At 35.6% G+C, this 24,616-nt stretch carries 18 protein-coding genes and 1 tRNA gene; 9 read left to right on the top strand and 10 right to left on the bottom strand.

Going from position 1 to position 24,616, the window contains the following annotated elements:
* Nucleotides 1-5: 5 nt before the first annotated feature.
* From WJN01_RS06945 to WJN01_RS06925, 5 genes are read right to left on the bottom strand one after another with little or no spacing between them, the layout of a single operon-like run.
* Nucleotides 6-635: a sulfotransferase family 2 domain-containing protein gene (locus WJN01_RS06945; RefSeq protein WP_445196426.1), complete on the bottom strand. Its 630-nt coding sequence runs from the start codon at nucleotides 633-635 to the stop codon at nucleotides 6-8.
* 2 nt (nucleotides 636-637) lie between these two features.
* The gene (locus WJN01_RS06940) at nucleotides 638-1,894 is read right to left on the bottom strand and encodes an ABC transporter ATP-binding protein (RefSeq protein ID WP_445196425.1); all 1,257 of its coding nucleotides are present in this window, start codon (nucleotides 1,892-1,894) and stop codon (nucleotides 638-640) included.
* Nucleotides 1,895-1,905: 11 nt separating this feature from the next.
* Nucleotides 1,906-2,745 (bottom strand): ABC transporter permease, encoded by an 840-nt coding sequence (locus WJN01_RS06935; protein ID WP_445196424.1) that lies wholly within the window; start codon nucleotides 2,743-2,745, stop codon nucleotides 1,906-1,908.
* 23 nt (nucleotides 2,746-2,768) lie between these two features.
* Nucleotides 2,769-5,237, bottom strand: a complete 2,469-nt coding sequence (locus WJN01_RS06930; RefSeq protein ID WP_445196423.1) for an exopolysaccharide transport family protein — start codon at nucleotides 5,235-5,237, stop codon at nucleotides 2,769-2,771.
* A gap of 10 nt (nucleotides 5,238-5,247) precedes the next feature.
* Complete coding sequence (locus WJN01_RS06925; protein WP_445196422.1) at nucleotides 5,248-6,042, bottom strand: polysaccharide biosynthesis/export family protein; 795 nt, start codon at nucleotides 6,040-6,042, stop codon at nucleotides 5,248-5,250.
* A gap of 105 nt (nucleotides 6,043-6,147) precedes the next feature.
* Between WJN01_RS06925 and WJN01_RS06920 the strand changes: the two genes are divergently transcribed.
* Together WJN01_RS06920 and WJN01_RS06915 are read left to right on the top strand one after the other, a co-directional pair.
* Nucleotides 6,148-8,007 (top strand): ABC-F family ATP-binding cassette domain-containing protein, encoded by a 1,860-nt coding sequence (locus tag WJN01_RS06920; RefSeq protein WP_445196421.1) that lies wholly within the window; start codon nucleotides 6,148-6,150, stop codon nucleotides 8,005-8,007.
* A 7-nt stretch (nucleotides 8,008-8,014) separates the two neighbouring features.
* On the top strand, nucleotides 8,015-8,788 hold the full coding sequence (locus tag WJN01_RS06915) for an O-methyltransferase (RefSeq protein WP_445196420.1): 774 nt from the start codon (nucleotides 8,015-8,017) through the stop codon (nucleotides 8,786-8,788).
* A gap of 56 nt (nucleotides 8,789-8,844) precedes the next feature.
* Here the strand turns inward: WJN01_RS06915 and WJN01_RS06910 are convergent, their stop codons facing one another.
* A complete protein-coding gene (locus WJN01_RS06910; protein ID WP_445196419.1) occupies nucleotides 8,845-10,941 on the bottom strand; it encodes a DUF5723 family protein in 2,097 nt (698 codons plus the stop codon).
* Nucleotides 10,942-11,195: 254 nt separating this feature from the next.
* On the opposite strand from WJN01_RS06910, the gene WJN01_RS06905 reads away from it, so the two are divergent.
* The 4 genes from WJN01_RS06905 to WJN01_RS06890 all read left to right on the top strand — a co-directional run bounded on the left by WJN01_RS06905 (nucleotide 11,196) and on the right by WJN01_RS06890 (nucleotide 16,291).
* Nucleotides 11,196-11,768, top strand: a complete 573-nt coding sequence (locus WJN01_RS06905; protein WP_445196418.1) for a cob(I)yrinic acid a,c-diamide adenosyltransferase — start codon at nucleotides 11,196-11,198, stop codon at nucleotides 11,766-11,768.
* Nucleotides 11,769-11,972: 204 nt separating this feature from the next.
* Nucleotides 11,973-12,194: a DUF2795 domain-containing protein gene (locus WJN01_RS06900; RefSeq protein WP_019387375.1), complete on the top strand. Its 222-nt coding sequence runs from the start codon at nucleotides 11,973-11,975 to the stop codon at nucleotides 12,192-12,194.
* 174 nt (nucleotides 12,195-12,368) lie between these two features.
* Complete coding sequence (secA, locus tag WJN01_RS06895; RefSeq protein ID WP_445196417.1) at nucleotides 12,369-15,725, top strand: preprotein translocase subunit SecA; 3,357 nt, start codon at nucleotides 12,369-12,371, stop codon at nucleotides 15,723-15,725.
* A 119-nt stretch (nucleotides 15,726-15,844) separates the two neighbouring features.
* A complete protein-coding gene (locus WJN01_RS06890; RefSeq protein ID WP_445196416.1) occupies nucleotides 15,845-16,291 on the top strand; it encodes a hypothetical protein in 447 nt (148 codons plus the stop codon).
* 110 nt (nucleotides 16,292-16,401) lie between these two features.
* Here WJN01_RS06890 and WJN01_RS06885 read toward each other — a convergent pair.
* A tRNA-Tyr gene (locus WJN01_RS06885) sits at nucleotides 16,402-16,484 on the bottom strand.
* A 243-nt stretch (nucleotides 16,485-16,727) separates the two neighbouring features.
* On the opposite strand from WJN01_RS06885, the gene WJN01_RS06880 reads away from it, so the two are divergent.
* Nucleotides 16,728-17,432, top strand: coding sequence for a hypothetical protein (locus WJN01_RS06880; RefSeq protein WP_445196415.1), 705 nt, complete (start codon nucleotides 16,728-16,730; stop codon nucleotides 17,430-17,432).
* Between the two features lie 4 nt (nucleotides 17,433-17,436).
* Nucleotides 17,437-18,051: a deoxynucleoside kinase gene (locus tag WJN01_RS06875; RefSeq protein ID WP_445196414.1), complete on the top strand. Its 615-nt coding sequence runs from the start codon at nucleotides 17,437-17,439 to the stop codon at nucleotides 18,049-18,051.
* Here the strand turns inward: WJN01_RS06875 and WJN01_RS06870 are convergent.
* The 3 genes from WJN01_RS06870 to WJN01_RS06860 all read right to left on the bottom strand — a co-directional run bounded on the left by WJN01_RS06870 (nucleotide 18,048) and on the right by WJN01_RS06860 (nucleotide 22,182).
* A complete protein-coding gene (locus WJN01_RS06870) occupies nucleotides 18,048-19,049 on the bottom strand; it encodes an App1 family protein phosphatidate phosphatase (RefSeq protein ID WP_445196413.1) in 1,002 nt (333 codons plus the stop codon). The genes WJN01_RS06875 and WJN01_RS06870 overlap by 4 nt on opposite strands.
* A gap of 80 nt (nucleotides 19,050-19,129) precedes the next feature.
* A complete protein-coding gene (locus tag WJN01_RS06865) occupies nucleotides 19,130-21,526 on the bottom strand; it encodes a sodium-translocating pyrophosphatase (protein ID WP_445196412.1) in 2,397 nt (798 codons plus the stop codon).
* A gap of 128 nt (nucleotides 21,527-21,654) precedes the next feature.
* The gene (locus tag WJN01_RS06860) at nucleotides 21,655-22,182 is read right to left on the bottom strand and encodes an inorganic diphosphatase (RefSeq protein ID WP_370479315.1); all 528 of its coding nucleotides are present in this window, start codon (nucleotides 22,180-22,182) and stop codon (nucleotides 21,655-21,657) included.
* Between the two features lie 180 nt (nucleotides 22,183-22,362).
* On the opposite strand from WJN01_RS06860, the gene WJN01_RS06855 reads away from it, so the two are divergent.
* Complete coding sequence (locus WJN01_RS06855) at nucleotides 22,363-24,597, top strand: M1 family metallopeptidase (protein ID WP_445196411.1); 2,235 nt, start codon at nucleotides 22,363-22,365, stop codon at nucleotides 24,595-24,597.
* Nucleotides 24,598-24,616: the final 19 nt, after the last annotated feature.

The following is a 24,616-nucleotide window of genomic DNA, read 5'->3' as shown; positions in this document are numbered from 1 at the left end:
ATAAATTAGAAATAATAATTAAAAGTATTTAAATCTTCCAAAAATTTGGTTTCAACTATTCTTCTAATTTCGGTATTATAATAGCCTTTGTAATTTGGTTTACTGCTATTTGAAACGTTAAGTTTTTTCAAATTTAGTTTAAACCCAAAAGTATCTTCAATTTTTGATTGGAAAGCTGATAGGTCTTCATATCTTCCAATAAAATCCACTGCTATTTTACCATTTAAATCTGTTACAAAATTTAATTGCAATTTTGTAGAATAGAGCTTAGAAACCCAACTGTCTTCCTCCTCAAGTAAATCTACAAAAGCCTGAAAGTTATCTATCTCTTTTATTTCATTTCTTACTTCATACTTTTTCAAATAATTGTAAAGCGACACCATCCTTTCAAATGGATTTCTAACAACGGCAAACTTAAAATAAGTCAAAAAATCAAAATCCTTAACTTGTTTTTGTATCCAACTGGACTCATCATATATTTTAACTAACTCTTGAAATGTTTGATGCTTAGTTTTACCAGATTCCGCCCAATGTTTTTCTTTTTCTTTTACGCTTTGCAAAGCTTGCTGGATGCTAGTTCCTGCGTTTTTAGGAATATGAATGAAAACAAATTTATGTTTTTTAGAAATGACCATTTCTATTTCCAAGTTGAATTTAAAACAATAGGCGCATAGCTTTCTTGCTTTTTACCTTGCACAAGCAATTCTGCAAAATACAATACCCTACCTAAAACATTTCGGAGTCCGTTAGATTTGAACTCAACAACATTTAAGGTTAACGAGTAAACACTTCCTGTTAAATTCATTTCTTCCAAATGTGCATTGAAACTGAAAACACCATTATTCATCTTGTTTTTAGCTTTAAACTGTTTTTCTGCAATGGCAATTGCCCTTTGCGATTTATCTGTTACGACAAGTGAAAAAAGAATATCTTCAAAATTATATTCTTTAAAGAAAGATAGCTCAAAATAAACATTAACACTATCACCAAAGTTTATCTGTATTTGCTTATTGTCATTTAAGACAGTTTCACCATTAACCTTAATTTCTGAAACACTAAAAAAATCACTAATAGTATTTATTTGTTCTCTATTTGAAAAACTACTGTCGTAAGCTTCAATGGCCTTACCTACATCTCCAAAGAACAATTTTGGAACACCATGGGTCATCAAAATACAATCTGTACAAATCCTTGCTATTTGAGGCATTGAATGGGAAACAAAAATCATAGCACATTTAGTCGATATTTCACTTATTTTATTGTAACACTTAATCTTAAAGCCAACGTCTCCAACTGCTAAAACTTCATCTATAATAAGTACATCGGGCTCCATTTGTGCAGCTATGGCAAACCCCAAGCGCACTTTCATACCACTACTGTAATGCTGTACGGGCATATCAATGAATTCCTCTAGTTCAGCAAAAGCAACAATCTCATCAAACTTTTCAGAAATTTCTTTACGCGTAAAACCCAACACTGCCCCATTATTGTATATATTTTCACGTCCAGTCAATATTGGATTAAAACCAGCTCCTAATTCAATTAGTGCCCCTACCCGACCATTTACGGTAACTTTGCCAGCATCTGGATTGATCAAGCCATTTAAGATTTTTAGCAACGTGCTTTTTCCAGCTCCATTATGGCCTATCAAACCCAAGCATTCCCCTCGGCGCAACTTAAAACTTATATCTTTGACCGCCCAAAATTCTTTAGGTCGTAATTCACGCTCATTCTTGTTACCACTAATGCCCGTAACCAAATCTTTAACACCATACCAAAGGCTTGTTTTAAGATCTTTACAAAACTTTTTACTTAAGCTCTCAACATTAACCAAAACCTCTTCTTCACTTTCATTATGTGAAATTTGAGACAAACTATTTTTTATTTCTATCACATTTCCCATAATTAAGCACTCATCCTTTCTACAATTATTGGAATTGAAATTCTATAGAATACCAAACCTAAACTTAGCAGTGGTATGCAGCAAATTAATAGTACCGCGTAATAGGTTAGATACTCAGGATGTAGCCCCAACGCCAAATCTCTGGTGGTTAAGATAAATGGTGTAAAAGGATTCCAAACCATAATGGTTTTCATTATTCCACTAGCCGGAATAGCATATACTACTGGTGTGGCATACATGAGGAAACCTAAAGTGAAATTAATTAATTTTTCAATATCCCTGTAGAGCATACCTATTGGAGTTAAAAATAACCCAATGGTTATGCCAAATACTACAGCGGCCAAGACGGTCAATGGTAACCATAACAATGACCAGTGAAAACCAATGCCATAAACAAAGATGAAAATTATTAGTAGAAGTATTTTAACAGAACTATTGAACAGCAGTTTAAAGACCCCGGAAACTATCAGTGCTTCTTTCGGAAAATTAATTTTTGTTATAATAGACCTTGCCGAATTAGTACTACCAATGGGCGTATTGATGGACTCTTTAATAATTGCCCACAATAAAGTTCCCGAAAAGGCATATACAGGGTAAGGAACACCTGTGTCCGTTAATCTTATTGTTCCTGAACTATTTAAGAAAATCCAAATAAATGCTGTGGTAAGTGGAGTTATAAAAACCCAAATAATTCCTAAATAAGATTGCCTATATTGCGCTTTTATATCCCTTACTGCCAGTTGTGTGGCTAAAAACCGAGACGAAAACATATCTGAAACTGAAGCTTTTAGAAGTTTCCATACGTTTAAATTATTTTCTTTTTGGTAAACCCTGGTTTCCAATCTCTTTATTAAACCTTTTAGAATTATATTTTTGTAAAAAAACTTACTAGGCTTTTAAGCCAATTTCTTTTTTGCTTTACTTCCTCATGATAGCCGTTAGCATATGCACCATAACCATAGCCATATCCGTAACCATATCCGTAACCGTAGCCATATTTTCCTTTTTGGTTATAGCCATTGTAAACAAAACTTATATTTTTAATTTCCCCCTTATTGTATTTGTCGTTAACCAAGTTTATCATACCCTTTTTAGTATAATCTTGCCTTATAACATAAATGGTAGCATCAACATACTCCGTAAGTTCCAATGCATCAGCAACCAAGCCAACGGGAGGTGTATCTAAAACAATATAGTCATAGGACTTCTTCAAACGCTCCATTAAGCCATCCATGCTTTCACTCATTAATAATTCAGAAGGGTTTGGCGGAATTGGTCCTGAAGTAATTACATCCAAATTTGCAACCATTGTTTTCTGAACTATTTCTTCATAAGTTTTTTGCTCAATTAAGTAGTTAACAACACCTACATCGTTTTCAATATTAAAATCTCCAAAAATTTTAGGTTTTCTTAGGTCTAATCCTACCAAAATGGTTTTTTTACCGCTCATGGCAAAAACTGTTGCAATATTGATAGAACAGAACGTTTTTCCTTCACCACTTACTGATGAAGTTACCATAACAGTTTTACCACTCTCCAAACTTTGCTTTTTGTAAAAGTATTGTAGACTTGAGCGTAAGGACCTAAATGCTTCAGCTACTGTTGATTTTGGCTTAAGATGTACAATTAAATTATTGTCCAAATAATTCTTTCCTACAACTCCCAATAACGGTATATTAGTTAAATTCTCCAGAACCTGCGGGTTATGTATTTTATTGTCAAAAAAAGTTAGAAAAAAAGCCAGTAACAAAGGTGGCAATATACCTCCTATAATGGCAAATAGGTATCGTGAACTTAATTTTAAATCTATTGGTACGGCTCCTGTATCTTTTGCTGTATCTATTACTAAAATATCCGAGACACTTGCTGATTTTATTATATCTGCTTCACCGCGTTTTGCCAAGAAAACATTATATGTCTGTTCACTTAAAGAGTATTGCCTTTGTATGTCAAATAGTTTTTGTTGGGCCTTTGGTAATTTTCTAATCTTGGCTTCTTCAACGGCAATCTTTGAATTGATCAATCCGGTTTCTCGTTTTATTTCATTGGTTGCAGAGCTTATATTTTCTAAAAGCACATTTTTCAGCCCTTCAATTTCTCTATTTATATCTGCAAAAATGGTGGCATCACTTCTTACTGTTGTGCTGTATTTCGATTTTTGCACGGATAAATCATTAATCTTTGATATGTTGGACAATATATTCGGGTCTTCAATACCGGCCACAGCTGGAGCAGGCAATTCAGTAAAACTATTACTTGTTTCAAGATAGGTCCGTAAACTAGCATAATAGGCAAGTTTTCTATTATTGTTGTCCTTTTCAAGCTCTAAAGAATTTAGCTTTTCGCTAATTGCCGAACTCTCACTGTTCAAATTAAAAATTTTATTTTCTTGTTTATATCTGTTTAAAGAATCTGCATTAACTGTTAACTGATTTTTTACCCTATTCAGTTGCTCATCAATAAATTTAATGGTGTTGGTAACAAACTGATTTTTTCTGTTTAACTGTTCTTGACTAAGCACACGTACCGTTTCATTCAAATAATCAACAATTTTTGCTTTGTTAACATCAACCATGCTTAGATTTAAAATGGCTGAATTTCTAGGGTTTTCAATGTCTAATTTGTTTCTGTATTTTGCCACTACAGTGTTAAAGTCTACAAATTGTATAAAGTATTCCTCGTTTTGACTTAATTCCCTGCCCTCTCTTAATGATAAAACCCCGTTTATGAAAGGCAGCTTAATCGTGTCATTTAACTTAAATTGTTTCTTAAACTCTCCTATCGGTACACTTAAATTGGATTTACTTTTATTATAAAAATTTTGGGCTCGAGCGGTGTTAGATTCAAAGTTTACAGAAACTTCAAACTCATCCTTTTCAATAAATGTTATTTTAATGGGAACATTTAATATTTGCTTTGTGTTTGGCGATAAATCAAATTTAAAAGGTGCATAGGTATATATGTCGTCTTTTCTAAATCTAGATTCTTTGAGATAAGTAACGTAGAACTCTAGATTATCCACCACTTTCTCATGAATGGAACGTGACCTCAACGAATTAATTGTGGTTTGAACTTTACCTGAAACACCTCCCCAATTAAAAGTTAAGCTCGTATTTGAAGTAAATAATGGATTTGATTCTTCTTCAATAGAAATTTGCGTATTAAGTCTGTATGATTGCTGCTTTCTAATGTTCTGCTGATAAACTATAAAAACTCCGATCCCTATGAACAACACAAAAAGCTTCCAATAACTTAAAACTCTACTTAAAAACGCCTTAAAATCAAATGTTGGTGTTACCCCTGATGATTCTGAAACGTCAAATTCCTCTTCCATGCTCAGTGTGTTATAAGTTCTTGGTTAAGAAATAAGTTGATACTAAAACCGACAGTATAGATGCTATAGTGGTTAAGTTTTGGGTTGCCGTTTGCCCAATCCCAATAGCTTTGCGTTTAAGCGGTTTTACCAAAATAATGTCATTGGGTTGTATAAAATAATATGGTGATTGCATTGCCTTGATATCCGTTAAGTCAATATGATGGATTTTTTGTCCATCAGGATATTGCCTAATAACTAAAACATCCTTTCTGTCTCCTGTTGAGAGAATATCCCCTGCATTGGCTAGAGCTTCTATTATGTTAGCTCTATCCTGAAATAAAGTATAAACCCCTGTTCCTCTAACCTCTCCTGTAACTGTATATCGCAAACCAGCAAGCTTAACGGTCACAAAAATTTCGGCAGTACTTTTAAAATATTGCTTTAAGAGTTCACTTTCTACTTTATCCTTTATCTCATCTATAGTAAAACCTAAAACATTAATTTCTCCCAAAACTGGAAACTCAATGTTTCCATGTAAATCTACCGTAAAACCATTAAAATATAATCCTCCTAAGTTTTGCCCATTGGTACTTTTCTCTCCTGCAGGGTTGAATATTCCTGTCAATTCATCATCAAGAGCTTTTACGTTAATACTCAAAATATCGTTAACTTGAACCCTATAGGGTTTTGAAAGTTCTTTAATTGAAAGGGAATCTTCTAAATGAACACCCTTATCTTGCAAGTAAACAATATCTTTATTTGTAATACAGGAAACTGATAGCAAGCTAACAACTAACAAAGAAACAATAAAATAGCTCTTCATATTGAGGCATGTTGATTTAAAGCAAATATAAGTTTTAAGGCTTAACAATAAAACTTTTATCGGATTTTTTGGTTATTTGTCCGTTCTTTGTAAAAAATTATCGCATTGAACTATTTAACGGTAGAAAACATATCCAAATCCTATGGAGAACTTGTGCTCTTTGAGGATATTTCATTCAGTATACATAAAGACCAAAAAATTGCGTTTGTTGCAAAAAACGGTACAGGAAAAACCTCAATATTAAATATTCTTTCTGGTGACGACCAACCCGATTCTGGAAACATTATTTATAGAAAGGACATAAAAGTTTCATTCCTTTCTCAAGACCCGAAATTTGACGATTCATTAACCGTTGAAAAAACCATTTTTGTTAGTGACAACCCTATTTTAAAAATCATTTCAAACTACGAAAAGGCTCTTTTAAACCCAGAGGACACCGATGCCTACCAAACAGCATTTGATGCCATGGAACGTCACCAAGCATGGGATTTTGAGACACTCTATAAACAAATATTATTTAAACTTAAACTAGAAAATTTAGGCCAAAAGGTTAACACGCTATCAGGCGGACAAAAGAAAAGGCTTGCCCTTGCCAATGCATTAATCAATAAACCCGACCTGTTAATTCTAGATGAGCCCACAAACCATCTTGACCTGGAGATGATTGAATGGCTAGAAGACTTTTTTGCCAAGGAAAATCTAACATTATTCATGGTAACGCACGACCGTTATTTTCTAGAACGGGTTTGCAATGAAATCATAGAGTTGGATGAAGGACAGCTTTATAGTTACAAAGGTAATTATTCGTATTATCTAGATAAACGTGATGCCCGAATTGAGCGAGAAGCAGTTGAAACCGGAAAGGCGCAACAGCTTTATAAAAAAGAACTAGCCTGGATGCGGAGGCAGCCGAAAGCCAGAACGACAAAATCGAAATCAAGAATTGATGATTTTAACGATATAAAGCACCGAGCCCATCAACGCAGAAATGACCATATAGTGCAGTTGGAACTCAATATGGAACGATTGGGAAGCAAGATTATTGAGTTTCATAAAGTTTCAAAATCGTTTAAAGATAAAATCATTTTAAATGCATTTGATTATACTTTTAAAAAGGGTGAACGTGTTGGCATAATTGGCAAAAACGGCACAGGAAAAACTACCTTTTTAAATATATTGACCCAAACGGCAAAACCAGATTCTGGCAAGGTTGTAAAAGGAGATACCGTAAAATTTGGCTATTACACCCAAAACGGCATCAATATAAAACCTGAACAAAAGGTTATTGATGTTATTCGTGAATTTGGTGATTACATTCCGTTAAAAAAAGGTAGGCAAATTAGTGCTCAACAGCTTTTAGAACGTTTTTTGTTCAGCAGAAAAAAACAATACGACTTTGTTGAAAAACTTAGTGGTGGAGAGCGAAAAAGACTCTATTTGTGCACGGTGCTGATTCAAAATCCAAATTTTTTAATTCTTGACGAGCCCACAAATGATTTAGACATTGTAACACTCAATGTATTGGAGGAGTTTCTCTTGGACTTCCCCGGTTGTATCATCGTAGTATCCCACGACCGCTATTTTATGGACAAAGTGGTAGATCATCTTTTTGTTTTCAAGGGTGATGGCGTTATTGAAGATTTCCCTGGAAACTATACCGATTATCGGGTGTATGAAGACAGCCAACCTGATATTTCAACTATTGGTGAAGATAAAAAGGAAAAAGAATCTTGGAAACAGAATGAAGCCTCGAAATTAAGCTTCAATGAAGAAAAGGAATTACGGAATATTGAGAGCAAATTAAATTCGTTGGCTTATGACAAAAAAGAACTGGAAAACAAGTTCAATAACCCAAATCTTTCTCAAGAGGAAATAAACAAATTATCAAAAGATCTTCAGAAAATTATTGATAACATTGAAGCTAAGGAAGAGCGCTGGTTTGAATTGTCAGCAAAATTAGAATGACAATTTGATGCTCTACCAATCTATTCAATATATAAAGTTTCTTTTAAAATCCACAAATCAACATGGGGTGCACTCTCCTTTTGTTTACAACTTAGTCACCAAATGCTTATATGATAAGACAAAACATAAAGCCTATAGTTCCATTTCAACTTATATAAACGCACTTTTAAAAAACTCTTCTAAAATAAGGGTAACAGATTTAGGGGCAGGCTCACAAGTGATGAAAAAACAGGAACGCATGGTTTCTAAAATGGCCAAAAATGCTGGTTCCACACACAAAAGAGCCAAACTTTTATACCGAATCGTATCCTGTTTTAAGCCAAAAAACATTTTGGAACTGGGAACGTCTTTGGGTATTGCAACATATCCCTTGAGTCTAGGAAATCCTGAATCTATCATTATAACCATTGAAGGTTGCCCAAATATTTCAGCTTTTACAAAAAAACAATTGGAAAAGTTTCAAGTGAAAAACGTAAATATTGTTAATGGCGATATTAACGAAGTAATTGGAAAGCATGTTTCAAAACAATATGATTTAATTTTCTTTGACGGAAACCACCAGAAAGAAGCTACCTTAAGTTATTTTGAAACCCTTTTACAGACTGCAAATAATGATTCCGTCTTTATTTTTGATGACATTTATTGGAGCAAAGGGATGACCGAAGCTTGGGAAACCATAAAAAAACATCCAAAAGTAACCGTGACCGTAGATACTTTCTTTTGGGGATTTGTTTTCTTCAGAAAAGAACAAGTTAAAGAACATTTTAGCATTCGTATTTAATGCTAAAAAAAATCCCGAAGCTATACTTCGGGATTTAAATTTTAAAAAAAGATTATCTATTTAATCAAATTGATTTCAACACGTCTGTTTAACGCACGTCCAGCACTGGTTGTATTGGTTGCAATAGGTTTGCTTTCGCCATAACCTTTTGAAGATAACCTATTTGAAGCTACCCCATGCTCAATCAAATAAAGCATAACAGAACTTGCCCTAGATTCAGATAAAGTTTGGTTTGATGAATCCTTCCCTACACTATCCGTGTGCCCTTCTATTGAAAATTTAGCCGAAGGATATTCATTTAAAATACCAACTATTTCCTTTAAAATATCTGTAGATTCATCTTTAATTGAGGACTTGCCAGAATTGAACAGTATGGTTTTTGCATACTCATTCAATGTTTTTTGCACCTCTTCAGTAACCACTGGCTCTGGCTCCGGACAACCGTTATTGGCAACAGTGCCGGGCACATCAACACAGTCATCATCCTTATCAAGCACACCGTCACCATCAGTATCTGGCCACGGACAACCATTATTTTCAGCTGGCCCTGCTACGTCTATACAGGCATCAACATTGTCCAAAACAGTATCACCATCAGCATCACCCCATGGGCAACCATTATTTTCAACCTCACCGGCTAAATCTACACAGGCATCAACATTATCCAAAACAGTATCACCATCTTTATCTCCCCATGGGCATCCATTGTTTTCAACAGGCCCAGCCTCTTTGGGACAGGCATCCAATTTGTCAATTACCCCATCTCCATCTTTATCTTTTGCTTTTCCTTGATAAACTGGTATTTTAACACCCGCATAAACATCAGCTCCTTTAGTATCGTCACTTGTCAGTGCTGTTAACACAGAACCCGACCCTAAGTACAATGGGCCCATTCTAAGTCCAGCACCAGCTTGAAAACCATTATATTCTACCATACTTAATGGCAGATAAAAACTGAACCATCTGCTCTCAAAACGTGGGGTTAAAGAAGCAATGTTAGGTATACTGCTGGTATTCATTTTGCCCTTTTTAGAAAGCGCAAAATCTGTGTTTAGGTTCAAATAAAATTTACCACTAAAATTCCAATCGGCATTAAAATGCAAAGCTGTTGGCAGTTTTGTTTTATAGCCTACTTTAGAGACATCTGAAGAAGAAATATCCTCTAAGAAAGCTTGAACATCTTCGGCATTGTCAAATTCGTCTTCAGAAAAATTTGTATCAATTCCATAAACATCTTCCTGACCCTCTTTGTAATTAATGGAACCCAAATCAGTTACCGAAAGCCCTAGCTTTAACTTATACTTATTCTTGTGTTTTAAAGTATAAGCATCGCCATTTGAGTTGGTTTTGGTATAGTCTGCATGGTTTGGCCTAAATTCGTAAACAAAACCTAAATCAACTCCAAAACCATTGGCCTTGGGCAATTCGTAATCGTAATTGTCATTATCAAAATTATCAAAACGCCCAAAGGTTATTTCACCAGTAGAAACAATACTTCCAGTGGTTTCACCTCCACCTAAATTTGTTCCGTCAGCGTCATAATTCACGGTAACGTTTCTACCGTAAAGATAACCACTACCCATACCTTGCAAGTATTTCAAGGAAAGACCTCCTTTTAAAAAGTGCTGTTCATTGTTCATTAATACCATGGCATAGGTTAACCCAACCTCTGCCCAAGCCTGGCCAAAAATATCGAAATCACCTTCATTAACATTAAAATCATCCGTTGTCTCATCATCTATGGCATCAACGGTGTTCCCATTGATTTCATTGATGTTAACTACAGATCTTGCCCGCGTAAAAATAGCCAACGAACTTGTTTTGGATAAATTAAACATAAACGACGGCCCCAAAACATCTTCATAAACAATAAGATTATTGTCAGCCGACGGGGATTTTGTGGCGTCTAAATCAAAATCATATTCGTCTTTTAAAGCATCAAATAAATTAACGCCATAATAATCATTACCGATAAGTGCACTGGCACCTAAAAGATTAATATCAGTTTTAAAACGAGAATCAACAATGTTGGCAGGGTTCGATATAACGCCATTTACACCACTGTAATTGTCTGTTAGATACCCGATAAAAGATTGTGCTTGTAGGCCAATTGCTCCTAAAACGAACAACATAAATAAAGTAGTTTTCTTCATAATTTCCAGATTTGGTTTGTTAGTTAGAAAAAATTATTTGACGAAAATAAACGTTTTGCCGTAAAAAATTTGAAAAATCCTATTTTTTTTGACATTCACCGTTAAAAAGATACCTTTTGAAGCAGTTTTAGAGAACCGAAAAACTCTTTTTCCTAATTTAATTAATCATGCCTGCTAGTAACCAAAATGACAAAACATCTATTAAATGCTGCAAAACCTTTTAACTTATCAATTTTTACCTCTAACTTCGTAACATGAAAATTTACACAAAAACAGGCGACAACGGTACCACAGCATTATTTGGTGGGACACGTGTGCCCAAACACCACATTCGTATTGAGAGTTATGGAACTGTTGATGAATTAAACTCCCACCTCGGCTTAATTCGAGACCAAAATATAAATCAACATTACAAAGATTTAATTATAGAAGTTCAAAATAAACTCTTTACCATTGGGGCTATTTTGGCTACAGATCCAAAAAAAGCTATTTTGAAAAGTGGTGAAGAACGCTTGAATATTGAAAAAATTTCTTCAAAAGATATTGAGCTTCTTGAAAAAGAAATGGACAAAATGGACAAAGACCTACCTACCATGACACATTTTGTGCTTCCTGGTGGGCACCAAACCGTGTCATTCTGTCATATTGCCCGTTGTGTGTGCCGTAGGGCCGAACGTTTGGCCTCTACGCTTAACGATTTAGAACCCTTTGAGGCAAACGCTTTAATTTATTTAAACCGTCTTTCCGACTATCTATTTGTCTTGGCACGAAAGTTGACTTATGACTTGCAAGCAAATGAAATTAAGTGGATTCCTGAAAAAAAATAGTTTTAAAAAACTTTTAGATTACCTATCGATTTCTTAAGGTTCCACCCAAAAACTTGCCCAACAATTAACGCCGCAATAGTAAATTTTTAAAGGTTTCTGGCACAAAAGAATACGTTCTTAAAATTAATGATTAAATATTTCATTTTTTCCTTGTCTGTTTGAACTAAAAATTTATTTTTGCAGAAAAATTAAACGCATAAAGAAATGTATTGGACTTTAGAATTAGCATCTTATTTAAGTGATGCGCCTTGGCCAGCAACTAAAGACGAATTAATAGATTACGCTATTAGAACGGGTGCTCCATTGGAGGTTGTTGAAAATTTACAGTCAATCGAAGATGAAGGTGATTCATACGATTCGATTGAGGAAATTTGGTCAGATTACCCTACAGACGAAGATTATCTTTGGAACGAAGATGAATATTAAAATAAAAGCATAAAGAATAGTTAAAAAGTCTCGATTTGAGGCTTTTTTTTTGTCCTAAATCTTTATAGAATCATAACATAATGTATCTTTGAATGTTATTTGAGATACTTCAAAAATAGAATAAACAAACACGAGCTGCACTAGCAAAATAGTGTAACCAAAAAACATAAACACATGAATTTTTTAGATTCCGTTCTAAAGGTATTTGTTGGTGATAAATCAAAACAAGATGTAAAAGCCATAACCCCTTTAGTTGATAAAATCAAAACCTTTGAAAAGGCTTTGGAAGCCTTAAGCCATGACGAATTAAGAGCTAAAACCGCAGAGTTTAAGGCTAAAATTGCAGAGGCAAATAAAGATATTAATGACCAAATCGCAAATCTTTTACAAGAGGCTGAAAATACCGAAGATATTGACCAACGAGAAGATATTTACGAGCAAATAGACAGCCTTAAAGATGACGCCTACAAGATTACCGAAGATGTTTTAAACGATATTTTGCCCGAAGCTTTTGCGGTTGTAAAAGAAACGGCGAAACGCTTTGTAAACAACACTTCAATAACAGTAACTGCCAATGAATTTGACCGAGCACTTTCTGGCGAAAAAGACTATGTTGTTTTAGAAGACGATAAAGCAGTTTGGGCAAACTCTTGGGATGCCGCGGGAAAACCCATTACCTGGGATATGGTGCATTACGATGTACAGTTAATAGGTGGTATTGCATTGCACCAGGGCAAAATTGCCGAAATGCAAACAGGTGAAGGTAAAACGCTTGTGGCTACCCTACCCGTTTACCTAAATGCGCTGGCTGGCAAAGGTGTACACCTTGTGACGGTTAACGATTATTTGGCAAAACGTGACAGCGCTTGGATGGCTCCAATTTTCGAGTTTCATGGCTTAAGTGTAGATTGTATTGACCACCACCAACCTAACTCGGCTGCACGCAGAAAAGCTTACAATGCCGATATTACCTACGGAACAAACAACGAATTTGGCTTTGATTACCTACGTGATAACATGTCGCACGCACCAGAAGATTTGGTTCAGCGCCCTCACCATTATGCCATTGTGGATGAAGTAGATTCGGTTTTGGTTGATGATGCCCGTACACCACTTATTATTTCTGGTCCCATCCCAAAAGGAGACCGCCACGAGTTTAATGAACTAAAGCCAAAAGTTGATGATATTGTTGCGGTTCAACGCAAATATTTAACCGGTGTTTTAGCAGAAGCCAAAAAATTAATTGCATCTGGCGACACTAAAGAAGGAGGTTTCCAGTTATTGCGTGTATACCGTGGGATGCCAAAAAACAAGGCCTTAATTAAGTTTTTATCCGAAGAAGGTGTGAAGCAATTGCTTCAAAAAACCGAAAACTTCTACATGCAAGACAATAACCGCGAAATGCCCAAAGTTGATGCTGAGTTGTATTATGTTATTGAAGAAAAGAATAATCAAATTGAGTTGACCGACAAAGGGGTTGAATACATCTCAGGAAATGATAATCCAGATTTTTTCATTCTACCTGAAATAGGTGTTGAAATAGCAAAAATTGAAGAACAGGGTCTTTCTAAAGAAGAAGAAGCCAATTTAAAAGAGGAATTGTTCAAAGATTTTGGCGTGAAGTCAGAGCGCATCCATACCCTAAACCAACTTCTAAAGGCCTATGCTTTATTTGAAAAGGATACGCAGTATGTAGTGATGGATAATAAAGTAATGATTGTTGATGAGCAAACTGGCCGTATAATGGATGGGCGTCGTTATTCAGACGGGTTGCACCAAGCCATTGAAGCGAAGGAAAACGTGAAAATTGAAGACGCCACACAAACCTTTGCAACGGTAACCCTTCAAAATTACTTCAGAATGTATCGTAAGCTATCTGGTATGACGGGTACTGCCGTTACAGAAGCTGGAGAATTCTGGGAAATCTATAAATTGGATGTGGTCGAAATTCCAACCAATCGCCCTATAGCCCGCGATGATAAAGAAGATTTGGTATACAAAACCAAACGCGAAAAATACAATGCAGTTATAGACGAGGTAACGCAGCTTTCTCAAGCTGGTCGTCCAGTTTTAATTGGTACTACTTCCGTTGAAATTTCCGAATTGCTTGGCAAAATGTTAAGTATTCGTAAGATACCACACAACGTCTTGAACGCAAAACAACATAAAAAAGAGGCCGAAATTGTAGCTGATGCTGGAAACGCTGGCCAGGTAACCATTGCAACAAACATGGCGGGTCGTGGTACCGATATTAAATTATCTGATGCAGTTAAGAAAGCTGGCGGATTGGCCATTGTAGGTACAGAACGTCACGATTCGCGTCGTGTGGACAGGCAGTTGCGTGGTCGTGCTGGTCGTCAAGGTGACCCAGGAAGCTCACAGTTTTATGTGTCTTTGGAAGACAATTTAATGCGATTATTTGGTAGCGAGCGTATCGCAAAAATGATGGATAGAATGGGATTGAAAGAAGGTGAAGTTATTCAACATTCCATGATTTCAAAATCTATTGAACGCGCCCAGAAAAAAGTTGAGGAAAACAACTTTGGGGTGCGTAAACGATTATTGGAATATGATGATGTAATGAACGCACAACGTGAAGTAGTTTACAAACGTAGAAAACATGCTTTACACGGTGAACGTCTTCGCGTGGATTTGGCAAATATGATTTTTGATACTTCCGAAGGCATTGCCGAAACCAACAAAGGAGCCAACGATTATAAAAACTTTGAATTTGAGTTGATTCGTTACTTTTCAATGAGCTCACCAATTTCAGAAGCGGAATTTGGAAAATTAACCCCACAAGAAATCACTTCTAAAATTTACAAAACTGCATTTGAGCATTATAAAGAAAAAATGACTCGAAACGCAGACTTAGCATTCCCTGTTATTAAAAATGTGTATGAAAATCAAGGTGATAAATTCAAACGTATTGTAGTACCGTTTACTGATGGCTCCAAAAGCTTAAATGTGATTACAGACCTTCAAAAAGCTTATGAAACCAATGGCAAGCAATTAATCACCGATTTTGAAAAAAATATAGCTCTTGCCATTATTGATGATGCCTGGAAAACCCATTTACGTAAAATGGATGAGTTAAAACAGTCCGTTCAATTGGCCGTACATGAGCAAAAGGACCCACTTTTAATTTATAAGTTTGAAGCATTTGAGCTCTTCAAGGCCATGATTGACCAAGTGAACAAAGATGTTATTTCGTTCTTGTTTAAAGGTGAATTGCCTCAAGAAACCCAAAGCACGATTCAAGAAGCTAGAGCACGTAAACAAGAAAAAGTTCAAACCTCTAAAGAAGAAATTCCTAATATGGATGAACGTTCAGCGCAAAGTAGAGCTGCTGGGGCTGGGGCAAGCAGACAACAACAAACTGTTGAAACCGTAGTACGTGACAAGCCAAAAATTGGACGTAACGACCGTGTTACCATTAAGCACGTTTTGAACGGTGAAAACAAAACACTAAAATACAAGCAAGCCGAACCTTTAATTGCCAAAGGTGACTGGGTTTTGGTTGAAGATTAACAAATTCCTTAGAAAACAGGAATCTTATTAAGTAAAATCCCAACAAAAATATTTGTTGGGATTTTTTATTTGTTACGCAACCTATCTCTTAAATTTCCATCTTAGTTAAAATTATTTGAATGAGAAAAATTGTACTTTCCTTTTTAACCTTATTGGCAATTAGCTGCGATAAAAACGATAATACACCCGATTGCTCAGCAGTTGATTGCATTTCGTTAGCCATTTATGTTAAATTAATTAATTCGAAAACTAGCAACAATTATATTCAAGAAAACAACTTAACATCTGACAATATTTCCATTATTAATGTGAATAACGAAAGTATTAGCTTTTTCATTTTACCTGAAAGTGAAAGCATATACAACAAGACCATTGCAATCGTTCCAAACCAATTAAACCAGACTATTAGCGTTGAAAATTTAACAGAAATACTGCTTTTATATGAAATTACACCTCCTAAAACAAATAGTTGCTGTGATTTTGGAGATATTGAAAACTTAGAAGTAACAAGTGAATATTCTTTTGAATTTGATGACAATGTAAATATGCTAACTATTTACATTTAAACTTTAAAAGCTCTGTCGTAAAAAATTAAATGGGATTTTTTATGGATTGGTCATTTACTCTAATGATTAAAAACGAAAAAGTCTGCAAGAGCAGACTTTTTAAATAAACGTGGGGAGAGCAGGATTCGAACCTGCGAAGTTAAAAAACAACAGATTTACAGTCTGTCCTCGTTGGCCGCTTGAGTATCTCCCCAAAACCGTGGGCAAATATATCATAGTTATTCATATTATCAAACAAAAAATGGTGCTCCACTAAAAAAATTACAATTAAAAAATAAAGTTTCTCAACCTCAATACAATACAACAAAATCTAAACGTTAATTAGCAAAAAGCTCTTCCATTTTTGTACTTTTATCGTTATATGAAACATGTTATTTATCTCTTTTTATTTTTATCATCTTCAATTTTTTCGCAAGAGATAATTGAAACAGAATCCATGAAAAAGACAAAGTTGGATATTGACATGCTCGTTTCAGCAGATAATTTTGGCAACATCTATTTCACCAAAAGTAATGTTTTTTATAAAAAAGGCGAGCAACAAACTACAACGTATAATAATCTTCAATTAGGTAACTTGTTCTCGGTAAATACGTTCAACCCCTTAAAAATTAATCTGTTTTATAAAGACTTCAATACCGTTATTATACTTGACAATAGGTTGGCCGAAATCTTTAAAATAGACTTTAACACGCTATCTCCATATAAAAACATCACACATATATCGACAGGTTTTGACAATAACATTTGGTTATTCAATCAAGACACGCAAAAACTTGAACTTTTTGACTATAAAAAGCTCATAACCAGAGCCCAAACTGCTCCCGTTCAAAGCGATGTTTTAGATTTAAAAAGTGATTACAATTGGTGCTATCTACTCACTAAAAACTATTTGTACGTTTACAATTATTTCGGGAGTCTTGCTAAAAAAATGAAGAACGATGGATTCACGTCAATTGTGGTAAGCAATGAAAATATTGTCTTTAAAAAAGGTGATTCGCTTTTCTATTTAAGTAAAAATAATAACAACCCTATTCGCATATCCGCTCCCAATTTTTTAATAAAACAGTTTTCTCTTACCAACGAAACCTTGTATATTTACGACAGCGAAAGCCTTCATGAATTGCAACTAAAAATCAATTAAAACTATGCATATTGCTGTTGCCGGAAACATTGGCGCTGGAAAAACCACTTTAACAAAATTATTGGCAAAACATTATAAATGGGAAGCCCAGCTTGAAGATGTTGTGGACAATCCTTATTTGGATGATTTCTATAACCAAATGGCACGATGGAGTTTTAATTTGCAGGTTTACTTCTTAAACAGTAGGTTCAGACAAGTACTTCAAATACGGCAAAGCGGAAAAGATATTATTCAAGACCGAACCATTTACGAAGATGCCCATATTTTTGCACCTAACTTGCACGCCATGGGTTTGATGACCAATCGTGATTTTGAGAATTACAAAACGCTTTTTGATTTAATGGAGTCTTTAGTGCAAGGGCCTGATGTTTTAATATATTTAAGAAGCTCTATACCTAATTTAGTATCCCAAATACACAAACGTGGCAGGGATTATGAAAATTCAATAAGCATCGATTATTTAAGTCGACTAAATGAACGTTACGAAGCCTGGATTCATGGCTATAATAAAGGAAAACTTCTTATTATTGATGTTGACAACCTTAACTTTGTGGACAACCCAGAAGATTTAGGCCGCGTAATCAACACCATTGATGCTGAAATTCATGGGCTGTTTTAAGATGCTATAAAACCATGCTTTTTTGCATGCTGTAAAGCCTGCTCACTGCTCTCCACCAAAAGCACAGGTGTTGTTCTATAATTTTTATATAACTCTTTTACCCGCTTAATTTTCGCTTTATGGTTCACACTTCTTAGATAAATAGCTAAGATGTTTTCAGGATACATTTCTGCTATTTCCAAATAAATATAAGGATCATGTTCCCCAATATCACCGATAAGTATGAATTTTAAATTGGGGTATGTTTTTAGCAAGTTTAAAATTTCCTTTTGTTTTTGAGGTATATTGGGATTAGATTTTCTTGTGAATGGTTTTGGAAAGTTTCTTAAAATAATGGGGCCTTTCGGAAAATTATGCTTCTTTAAAAAATACTCTAGATACCTATATAAATTCCACGGGCTGTGGCTTACATAAAAAACAGGATTGGCTTCGTTTCCACTTTTTCCTTGGTGCAACAAATTATAAAACTCTGGGGCGCCTTCAAGTGGCAAGCGTTTTCCGGCAGATGTCAACAATGTATTAAAAACTACCCGCCACTTTAACGGAGATGCTATTCCCGTATGTAAAATGGTATCGTCAATATCACTAATAATACCAAAAGAAGCTTTATTTGAAGGGATTAACATCTCGGCTGGAAACCTGTTTTTTGATTGAATGGTTCTTTTTGAGTTATCCTTTTTGTACGAGCACTCAAGGTTTACCCAGCCCTCATCGTTAGCAAAAGCACTAAGGTTTTCAACCTTTTCGTCCAATAAAAAATACCCCCTTTCATTAGTTTTTGTATTGAAGAACTTACTATTTCCAACCTTTATTATAAGTTCGGCATTTTTAATTTCATCCGTTTCAAAACGTTTCCAAGCATTGAACAACAGCTTAAATGCCCCTTTTTGTTCTAAGTCGATGCTTTCATCTTCTAAAGCTCGACCTCTTAGATACAAATGATTAGCTTTTCCATAGGTTTGAAAAGCAATTATTTGAAGCGGATCTTTTTTAAACATTCTGCCTATTTAAAACATTCTAAAATACAAAAAAACCACGCCTTTTTGCGTGGTTAATTTTCTGAAAAAAGTTTAGCTAGTTAATTTACTACTTCTTTTTCAACGGACTTGATTACCTTTTTAATTTTGGCTTGTCCGTTTTCAATATTCTTTTCTAGGGCTTCAATCTTTATTTTTACTTCTTCTTCTAAACCTTCAAAAGTTTCATATTCAGTAGATTTCTCACCATCTTTGGTTGTAATTGTAGTTACAATAGCCTTAACAGTTCCATCATCATTTCTGGTCATTTCTACCTTCACGTTTTTAACAACCTCAACATTTTCCATTTGATTATTTTCTGAAACATAAGCCGTAACAACATCAGAAGATAAAGCAATACTTGGAGCAATTACCAAGGCTACAACAGACATTAATTTCAACAAAATATTTAAAGAAGGCCCTGAAGTATCTTTAAATGGGTCGCCCACAGTATCACCAACCACTGCAGCTTTGTGAGCATCCGTCCCTTTTTTGCCTTGCTCTTCAATGGTTTTTTTAGCATTATCCCATGCTCCACCAGCATTAGATTGGAAGATTGCCATAAGCACACCGCAAGTTGTTACACCCGCCAGTAGACCACCTAACATTTCAGCACCTCCAATAAAGCCTACAGCAACGGGCACTGCAATGGCCAATAATCCAGGAAGTACCATTTCCTTTATAGAGGCTGTAGTTGAAATAGCAACGCACTTATCGTACTCGGCCACACCATCAGCGGCATCAAATATTTTTCTATCGGCATCAGAAGCCTTGCTCATGTCGGAGTTGTATTTACGCATAACCTCAAGAGCACCTTTAAGGGCAGGGATATCTCTAAATTGACGACGTACCTCCTCTATCATCGCCATAGCAGCACGACCAACAGCATTCATAGAAAGTGCAGAAAACACAAATGGAAGCATACCTCCTACCAGTAGTCCTGCCATAATATCTGGCTGGGATACATCAATAGTTTTTACACCAGCCGTTTCCATAAAAGCAGCAAATAATGCCAAGGCTGTTAAAGCAGCAGAAGCGATGGCAAATCCTTTACCAATGGCCGCGGTAGTATTACCAACAGCATCCAACTTGTCAGTACGCTCTCTAACTTCACTAGGTAATTCAGCCATCTCCGCAATACCACCGGCATTATCTGAAATCGGTCCGTAAGCATCAACAGCCAACTGAATACCTGTATTAGCCAACATTCCAACGGCAGCAATGGCTATACCATATAATCCCGCAAAATGGTGGGATACTAAAATTGCAGCAGCAATTAAAAGAATTGGAATCATGGTAGACATCATACCTGTACCCAAACCAGCGATGATGTTGGTTGCAGCACCAGTTTCAGACTGTCTAACAATAGCATTTACTGGTTTTGTACCTGTGCCTGTGTAATATTCAGTTACCTTTCCTACGGCCAAACCTGCTACTAAACCAGCTATTACGGCTATAAAAACACCCATAGAACCGTGAGGTAAGCCTTCAGCGCCAACAAGCATTTGATCAATAATAAAATAGGAAGCAACAACCATTAGTCCGGCCGAACCAAACTCACCAATATTCAGTGCCTTATGAGGTGAACCACCATCTTTCACTTTAACAAAAAATGTACCTATAATAGACATAATGATACCTATGGCAGCCAACACCAATGGCAAATAAACAGCGCCTAAGCCATTAAAGCCTTCAGTTGAAATTAAAGCTCCCAAAACCATTGTTCCAATAATAGACCCAACGTAGGACTCAAATAAATCAGCGCCCATACCTGCAACGTCACCAACGTTATCACCAACGTTATCGGCAATAGTAGCCGGGTTTAAAGGGTGGTCTTCAGGAATACCAGCTTCAACCTTCCCAACTAAATCCGCCCCAACATCAGCAGCTTTAGTATAAATGCCACCTCCAACACGTGCAAATAATGCAATAGAAGAAGCACCAAGAGAGAATCCAGAAAGCACATTAAGTACTTCAGCAGTTCCCCAGCCCATTTCACTGTAAATCATAAAAAGTCCGCTAAGTCCTAAAACTCCCAAACCTACAACACCCAAGCCCATTACAGCACCTCCGGCAAAGGCAACTTCCAAAGCCTTTCCTAATGAGCTTCTGGCAGCGCTCGTTGTTCTAACATTTGCCTTGGTAGCAACTTTCATACCGATAAAACCAGCTAAAGCAGAACAAATAGCCCCAACAATAAAAGATACCGCAACCATACCATTAGACCCCTCTTCAGAACTTCCCTTGAAATACAATAAGATGGCTACAGCAACCACAAAAACAGATAATATTTTGTACTCTGCTTTTAAGAATGACATTGCTCCGTCGGCAATGTTTTTAGCTATTCTTATCATTTTTTCATCACCTTGGTCTTGCTTTGATACCCATGCACTTTTAATAAATACAAACGCCAAAGCCAATACGCCAAAAAGCGGCAAAAACTTCACTATTAATTCCATATTCAGTCAGTTATTTTAAGTTAATATTTTTCAATGCTGCCAAAAATAGGAAAATATAAGTGATAAAAAAAACCACCTTATATTTAAGATGGTTCAATTTTTTTAGGATATATTATCAATATGATAATCTAGATGGTAAATGTTCTTTTTTTCTTGTGTTCACTCTCTTCATAACGCTGTACACATTCAAAATATATTCTTCTGGCTTCTTCTGCATTGCCCCATCCACCAACATCAACTTTCTTCTCTTCCAAATCTTTGTAAACCTGAAAAAAGTGCTCTATTTCTTTTAGTCTATGTGGGTTCAAATCTGTAATATCACTTCGTTTGCTCCAAACTGGATCTGAAACCGGTACACAAATTAATTTTTCATCAGGTCCTTTTTCATCGGTCATATGGAAAACACCAATTGGCCTAACTTCCATAACAACCATAGGATATGATGGCTCAGTAGATAGTACCAGAATATCCAAAGGATCTTGATCTAAAGCCAAAGTTTCAGGTATAAAACCGTAATCTCCTGGATACATCATTGAAGAAAACAGGGTTCTATCAAAGCGAATTTTGTGCAAAGTAAAATCGTATTCGTATTTATTTCTACTTCCCTTTGGTATTTCAATTAACACATCGAATGTTAAGTTTTTTTTATTTGCCATATTTACTTGCTTTTTTGCGCTGCAAATTTACAGAACGCTATTCCGTAAAGCAACAAAAACAAAATGTTTTATCCGTTTTTTTCAAACATTAGTGTCGATTTCGTCCTAATCATAATTATTAGGATAAATGTTTTAATATTTCATATATTGTCCTAGACTAATTTAAATAACTAATTAATAATGCGAAGACTTCTGTTCGTCCTGTTACTGGTTTGCCCTTTTCTAAGTTTTAATGCACAAAACCAGCCATGGCAGGGAAAGTTTGAACCCATTGATAATTTAATTTCTCCCCCAAACAGTTACAGAACAGCCAGTGGTGCCCCCGGGAAAGCGTATTGGCAACAGCGTGCTGACTATAAAATAAAAGTAACCCTTGATGAAAAAAACAATATGATTTTGGGTGAAGAAATGATAACCTATCATAACAATTCACCCGAAGATTTAAGTTACTTATGGTTACAACTGGAACAAAATGTCAATAAAAAGGGAAATGAAGACTTTGGAAGCATTAACAACAATGTGAAAGACGGCATAACCTCCAGACAAATGCAATTTTTAACCCGGGCAATGGATTTTCCTGCTGGCTACTCCATAAAATATGTCAAGGATGGCGAAGGGAATAACCTGAAAACACTGGTAAACAATACCATGATGAAGGTGAAGCTGAATAATTCGCTAAACTCTGGTGAATCTGCAACGTTATCCATAGCATGGTCCTATCCAATTACCGACAGAAGCCTATTTTTATTATCAAGGGAAGGTTATGAATATTTTCCTGAAGATGACAACACAGTTTATCTCATAGCCCACTGGTTCCCGAGAATGGCAGTGTACAATGACACTGAGGGCTGGCAAAATCAACAATTTCAAAAATTAGGTGAATTTGCATTGGAATTTGGCGATTACGACGTTGAAATCACTGTTCCTGAAGACCATGTTGTGGCATCAACCGGCACGCTTTTAAACAGTGAATCAGTATTGACTAAAACACAATTAAATAGGCTCAAAAAAGCGGAAAAGTCCTTTGACAAGCCTGTTATGGTAATAACCAAAGATGAAGCCGTTGATAACGAAAAACGAAAATCAAAAAAGCTTAAAACTTGGAAATTCAAAGCTGAGAATGTTCGGGATTTCGCTTTTGCCTCTTCAAGAAAATTTTTGTGGGATGCCCAGACCGTAAAGCTGCCAACCAATACCGTTATGGCCATGTCTTTTTATCCAAAAGAAGGGTTGCCCGTATGGCAGGAAGAATCTACCAATGCCATTAAGCAAGCACTTGAGGTATATTCTGAAGCTACTTTTGATTATCCATACCCTGTTTGTATTTCGGTAAATACATCCAATATTGGCATGGAATTCCCAATGATTAGTTTTAATGGAGGCAGACCCGTAAATGGAAAAATTAGTAATGCAGCAAAACAAAGTATGGTTGGCACCATAATCCATGAAGTGGGGCACAATTGGTTTCCTATGATTGTGAGTTCGGATGAGCGTAAATGGATGTGGATGGATGAAGGCTTAAACACATTTCTTCACCAACGCACGGTAGCCGAGCGCTATCCAGACTATAGCAGTGTTACCCCAAAAACCATTGTTCCCTTCATGAATGGAGACAAAAGCATTTTAAGGCCAATTATGACAACTTCAGACAATGAACTTTTCAACCAGTTTGGCATGAATTTTTACATTAAACCTACGGTTGGTCTTCAAATGTTGAGAAACTCCATTATTGGAAAAGAACTTTTTGATGAAGCGTTTAAAGAATATGCCAATAGATGGAAATATAAACATCCCAATCCTGCTGATTTGTTCAGGACTTTAGAAGATGCCACAGCAACCGATCTAGACTGGTTTTACAGAGGATGGTTTTTTACAACGGATAATGTAGATATGGAATTGAACAATGTAAAATGGTTTAAGGTTTTTGAAGAAAACACAAACATTGAAGACAAAAATAATTCTTCAGCTGTGAAAATAGCTGCAAACGAAAAAGGTGCTACAGAAGCTCAAAAAGATTTTTCTAATGGTCCAGAGGTTATCAATATGATGGATACACCTGACAATGCGTATGGTCAATTTTTATCAAGAATTGATGAAAAAGAAATTAGAAAAGAGCTTTCAGGCAAAAACATTTACGAGGTTACCATTAAAAATGTTGGTGGCCTGGTTATGCCTGTTACCATTGAATGGATATTTACTGATGGTACCAAAGAAATAGACCAATTGCCTGCACAAATTTGGCGCAGAAACGAATATGAAATTAAAAAAACCTTTATCAAGGAAAAAGAGGTAAGTAAAGTAAATTTAGATCCAAATTTTGAATTTGCAGACACCAACATGTCAAATAATACGTTCCCAAAGGTTCAAACTAAATCTGATTTTGAACGGTTTAAAGACAACAAATCAAACCCCTAATGGATTCCAAATAGGTAAA

The organism is Tamlana sedimenti, assembly GCF_038148895.1.
Taxonomy (GTDB): domain Bacteria; phylum Bacteroidota; class Bacteroidia; order Flavobacteriales; family Flavobacteriaceae; genus Tamlana.
The sequence above is the reverse complement of the archived record's forward strand: the minus strand, read 5'-3'. Positions and strand labels throughout refer to the sequence as shown.

Coding starts and splice junctions, on each gene's coding strand:
- WJN01_RS06945 (WP_445196426.1), bottom strand. CDS start 635: ATGGTCATTTCTAAAAAACATAAATTTGTTTTCATTCATATTCCTAAA.
- WJN01_RS06930 (WP_445196423.1), bottom strand. CDS start 5,237: ATGGAAGAGGAATTTGACGTTTCAGAATCATCAGGGGTAACACCAACA.
- WJN01_RS06925 (WP_445196422.1), bottom strand. CDS start 6,042: ATGAAGAGCTATTTTATTGTTTCTTTGTTAGTTGTTAGCTTGCTATCA.
- WJN01_RS06915 (WP_445196420.1), top strand. CDS start 8,015: ATGCTCTACCAATCTATTCAATATATAAAGTTTCTTTTAAAATCCACA.
- WJN01_RS06910 (WP_445196419.1), bottom strand. CDS start 10,941: ATGAAGAAAACTACTTTATTTATGTTGTTCGTTTTAGGAGCAATTGGC.
- WJN01_RS06905 (WP_445196418.1), top strand. CDS start 11,196: ATGAAAATTTACACAAAAACAGGCGACAACGGTACCACAGCATTATTT.
- WJN01_RS06900 (WP_019387375.1), top strand. CDS start 11,973: ATGTATTGGACTTTAGAATTAGCATCTTATTTAAGTGATGCGCCTTGG.
- secA (WP_445196417.1), top strand. CDS start 12,369: ATGAATTTTTTAGATTCCGTTCTAAAGGTATTTGTTGGTGATAAATCA.
- WJN01_RS06890 (WP_445196416.1), top strand. CDS start 15,845: ATGAGAAAAATTGTACTTTCCTTTTTAACCTTATTGGCAATTAGCTGC.
- WJN01_RS06880 (WP_445196415.1), top strand. CDS start 16,728: ATGAAAAAGACAAAGTTGGATATTGACATGCTCGTTTCAGCAGATAAT.
- WJN01_RS06875 (WP_445196414.1), top strand. CDS start 17,437: ATGCATATTGCTGTTGCCGGAAACATTGGCGCTGGAAAAACCACTTTA.
- WJN01_RS06870 (WP_445196413.1), bottom strand. CDS start 19,049: ATGTTTAAAAAAGATCCGCTTCAAATAATTGCTTTTCAAACCTATGGA.
- WJN01_RS06865 (WP_445196412.1), bottom strand. CDS start 21,526: ATGGAATTAATAGTGAAGTTTTTGCCGCTTTTTGGCGTATTGGCTTTG.
- WJN01_RS06860 (WP_370479315.1), bottom strand. CDS start 22,182: ATGGCAAATAAAAAAAACTTAACATTCGATGTGTTAATTGAAATACCA.
- WJN01_RS06855 (WP_445196411.1), top strand. CDS start 22,363: ATGCGAAGACTTCTGTTCGTCCTGTTACTGGTTTGCCCTTTTCTAAGT.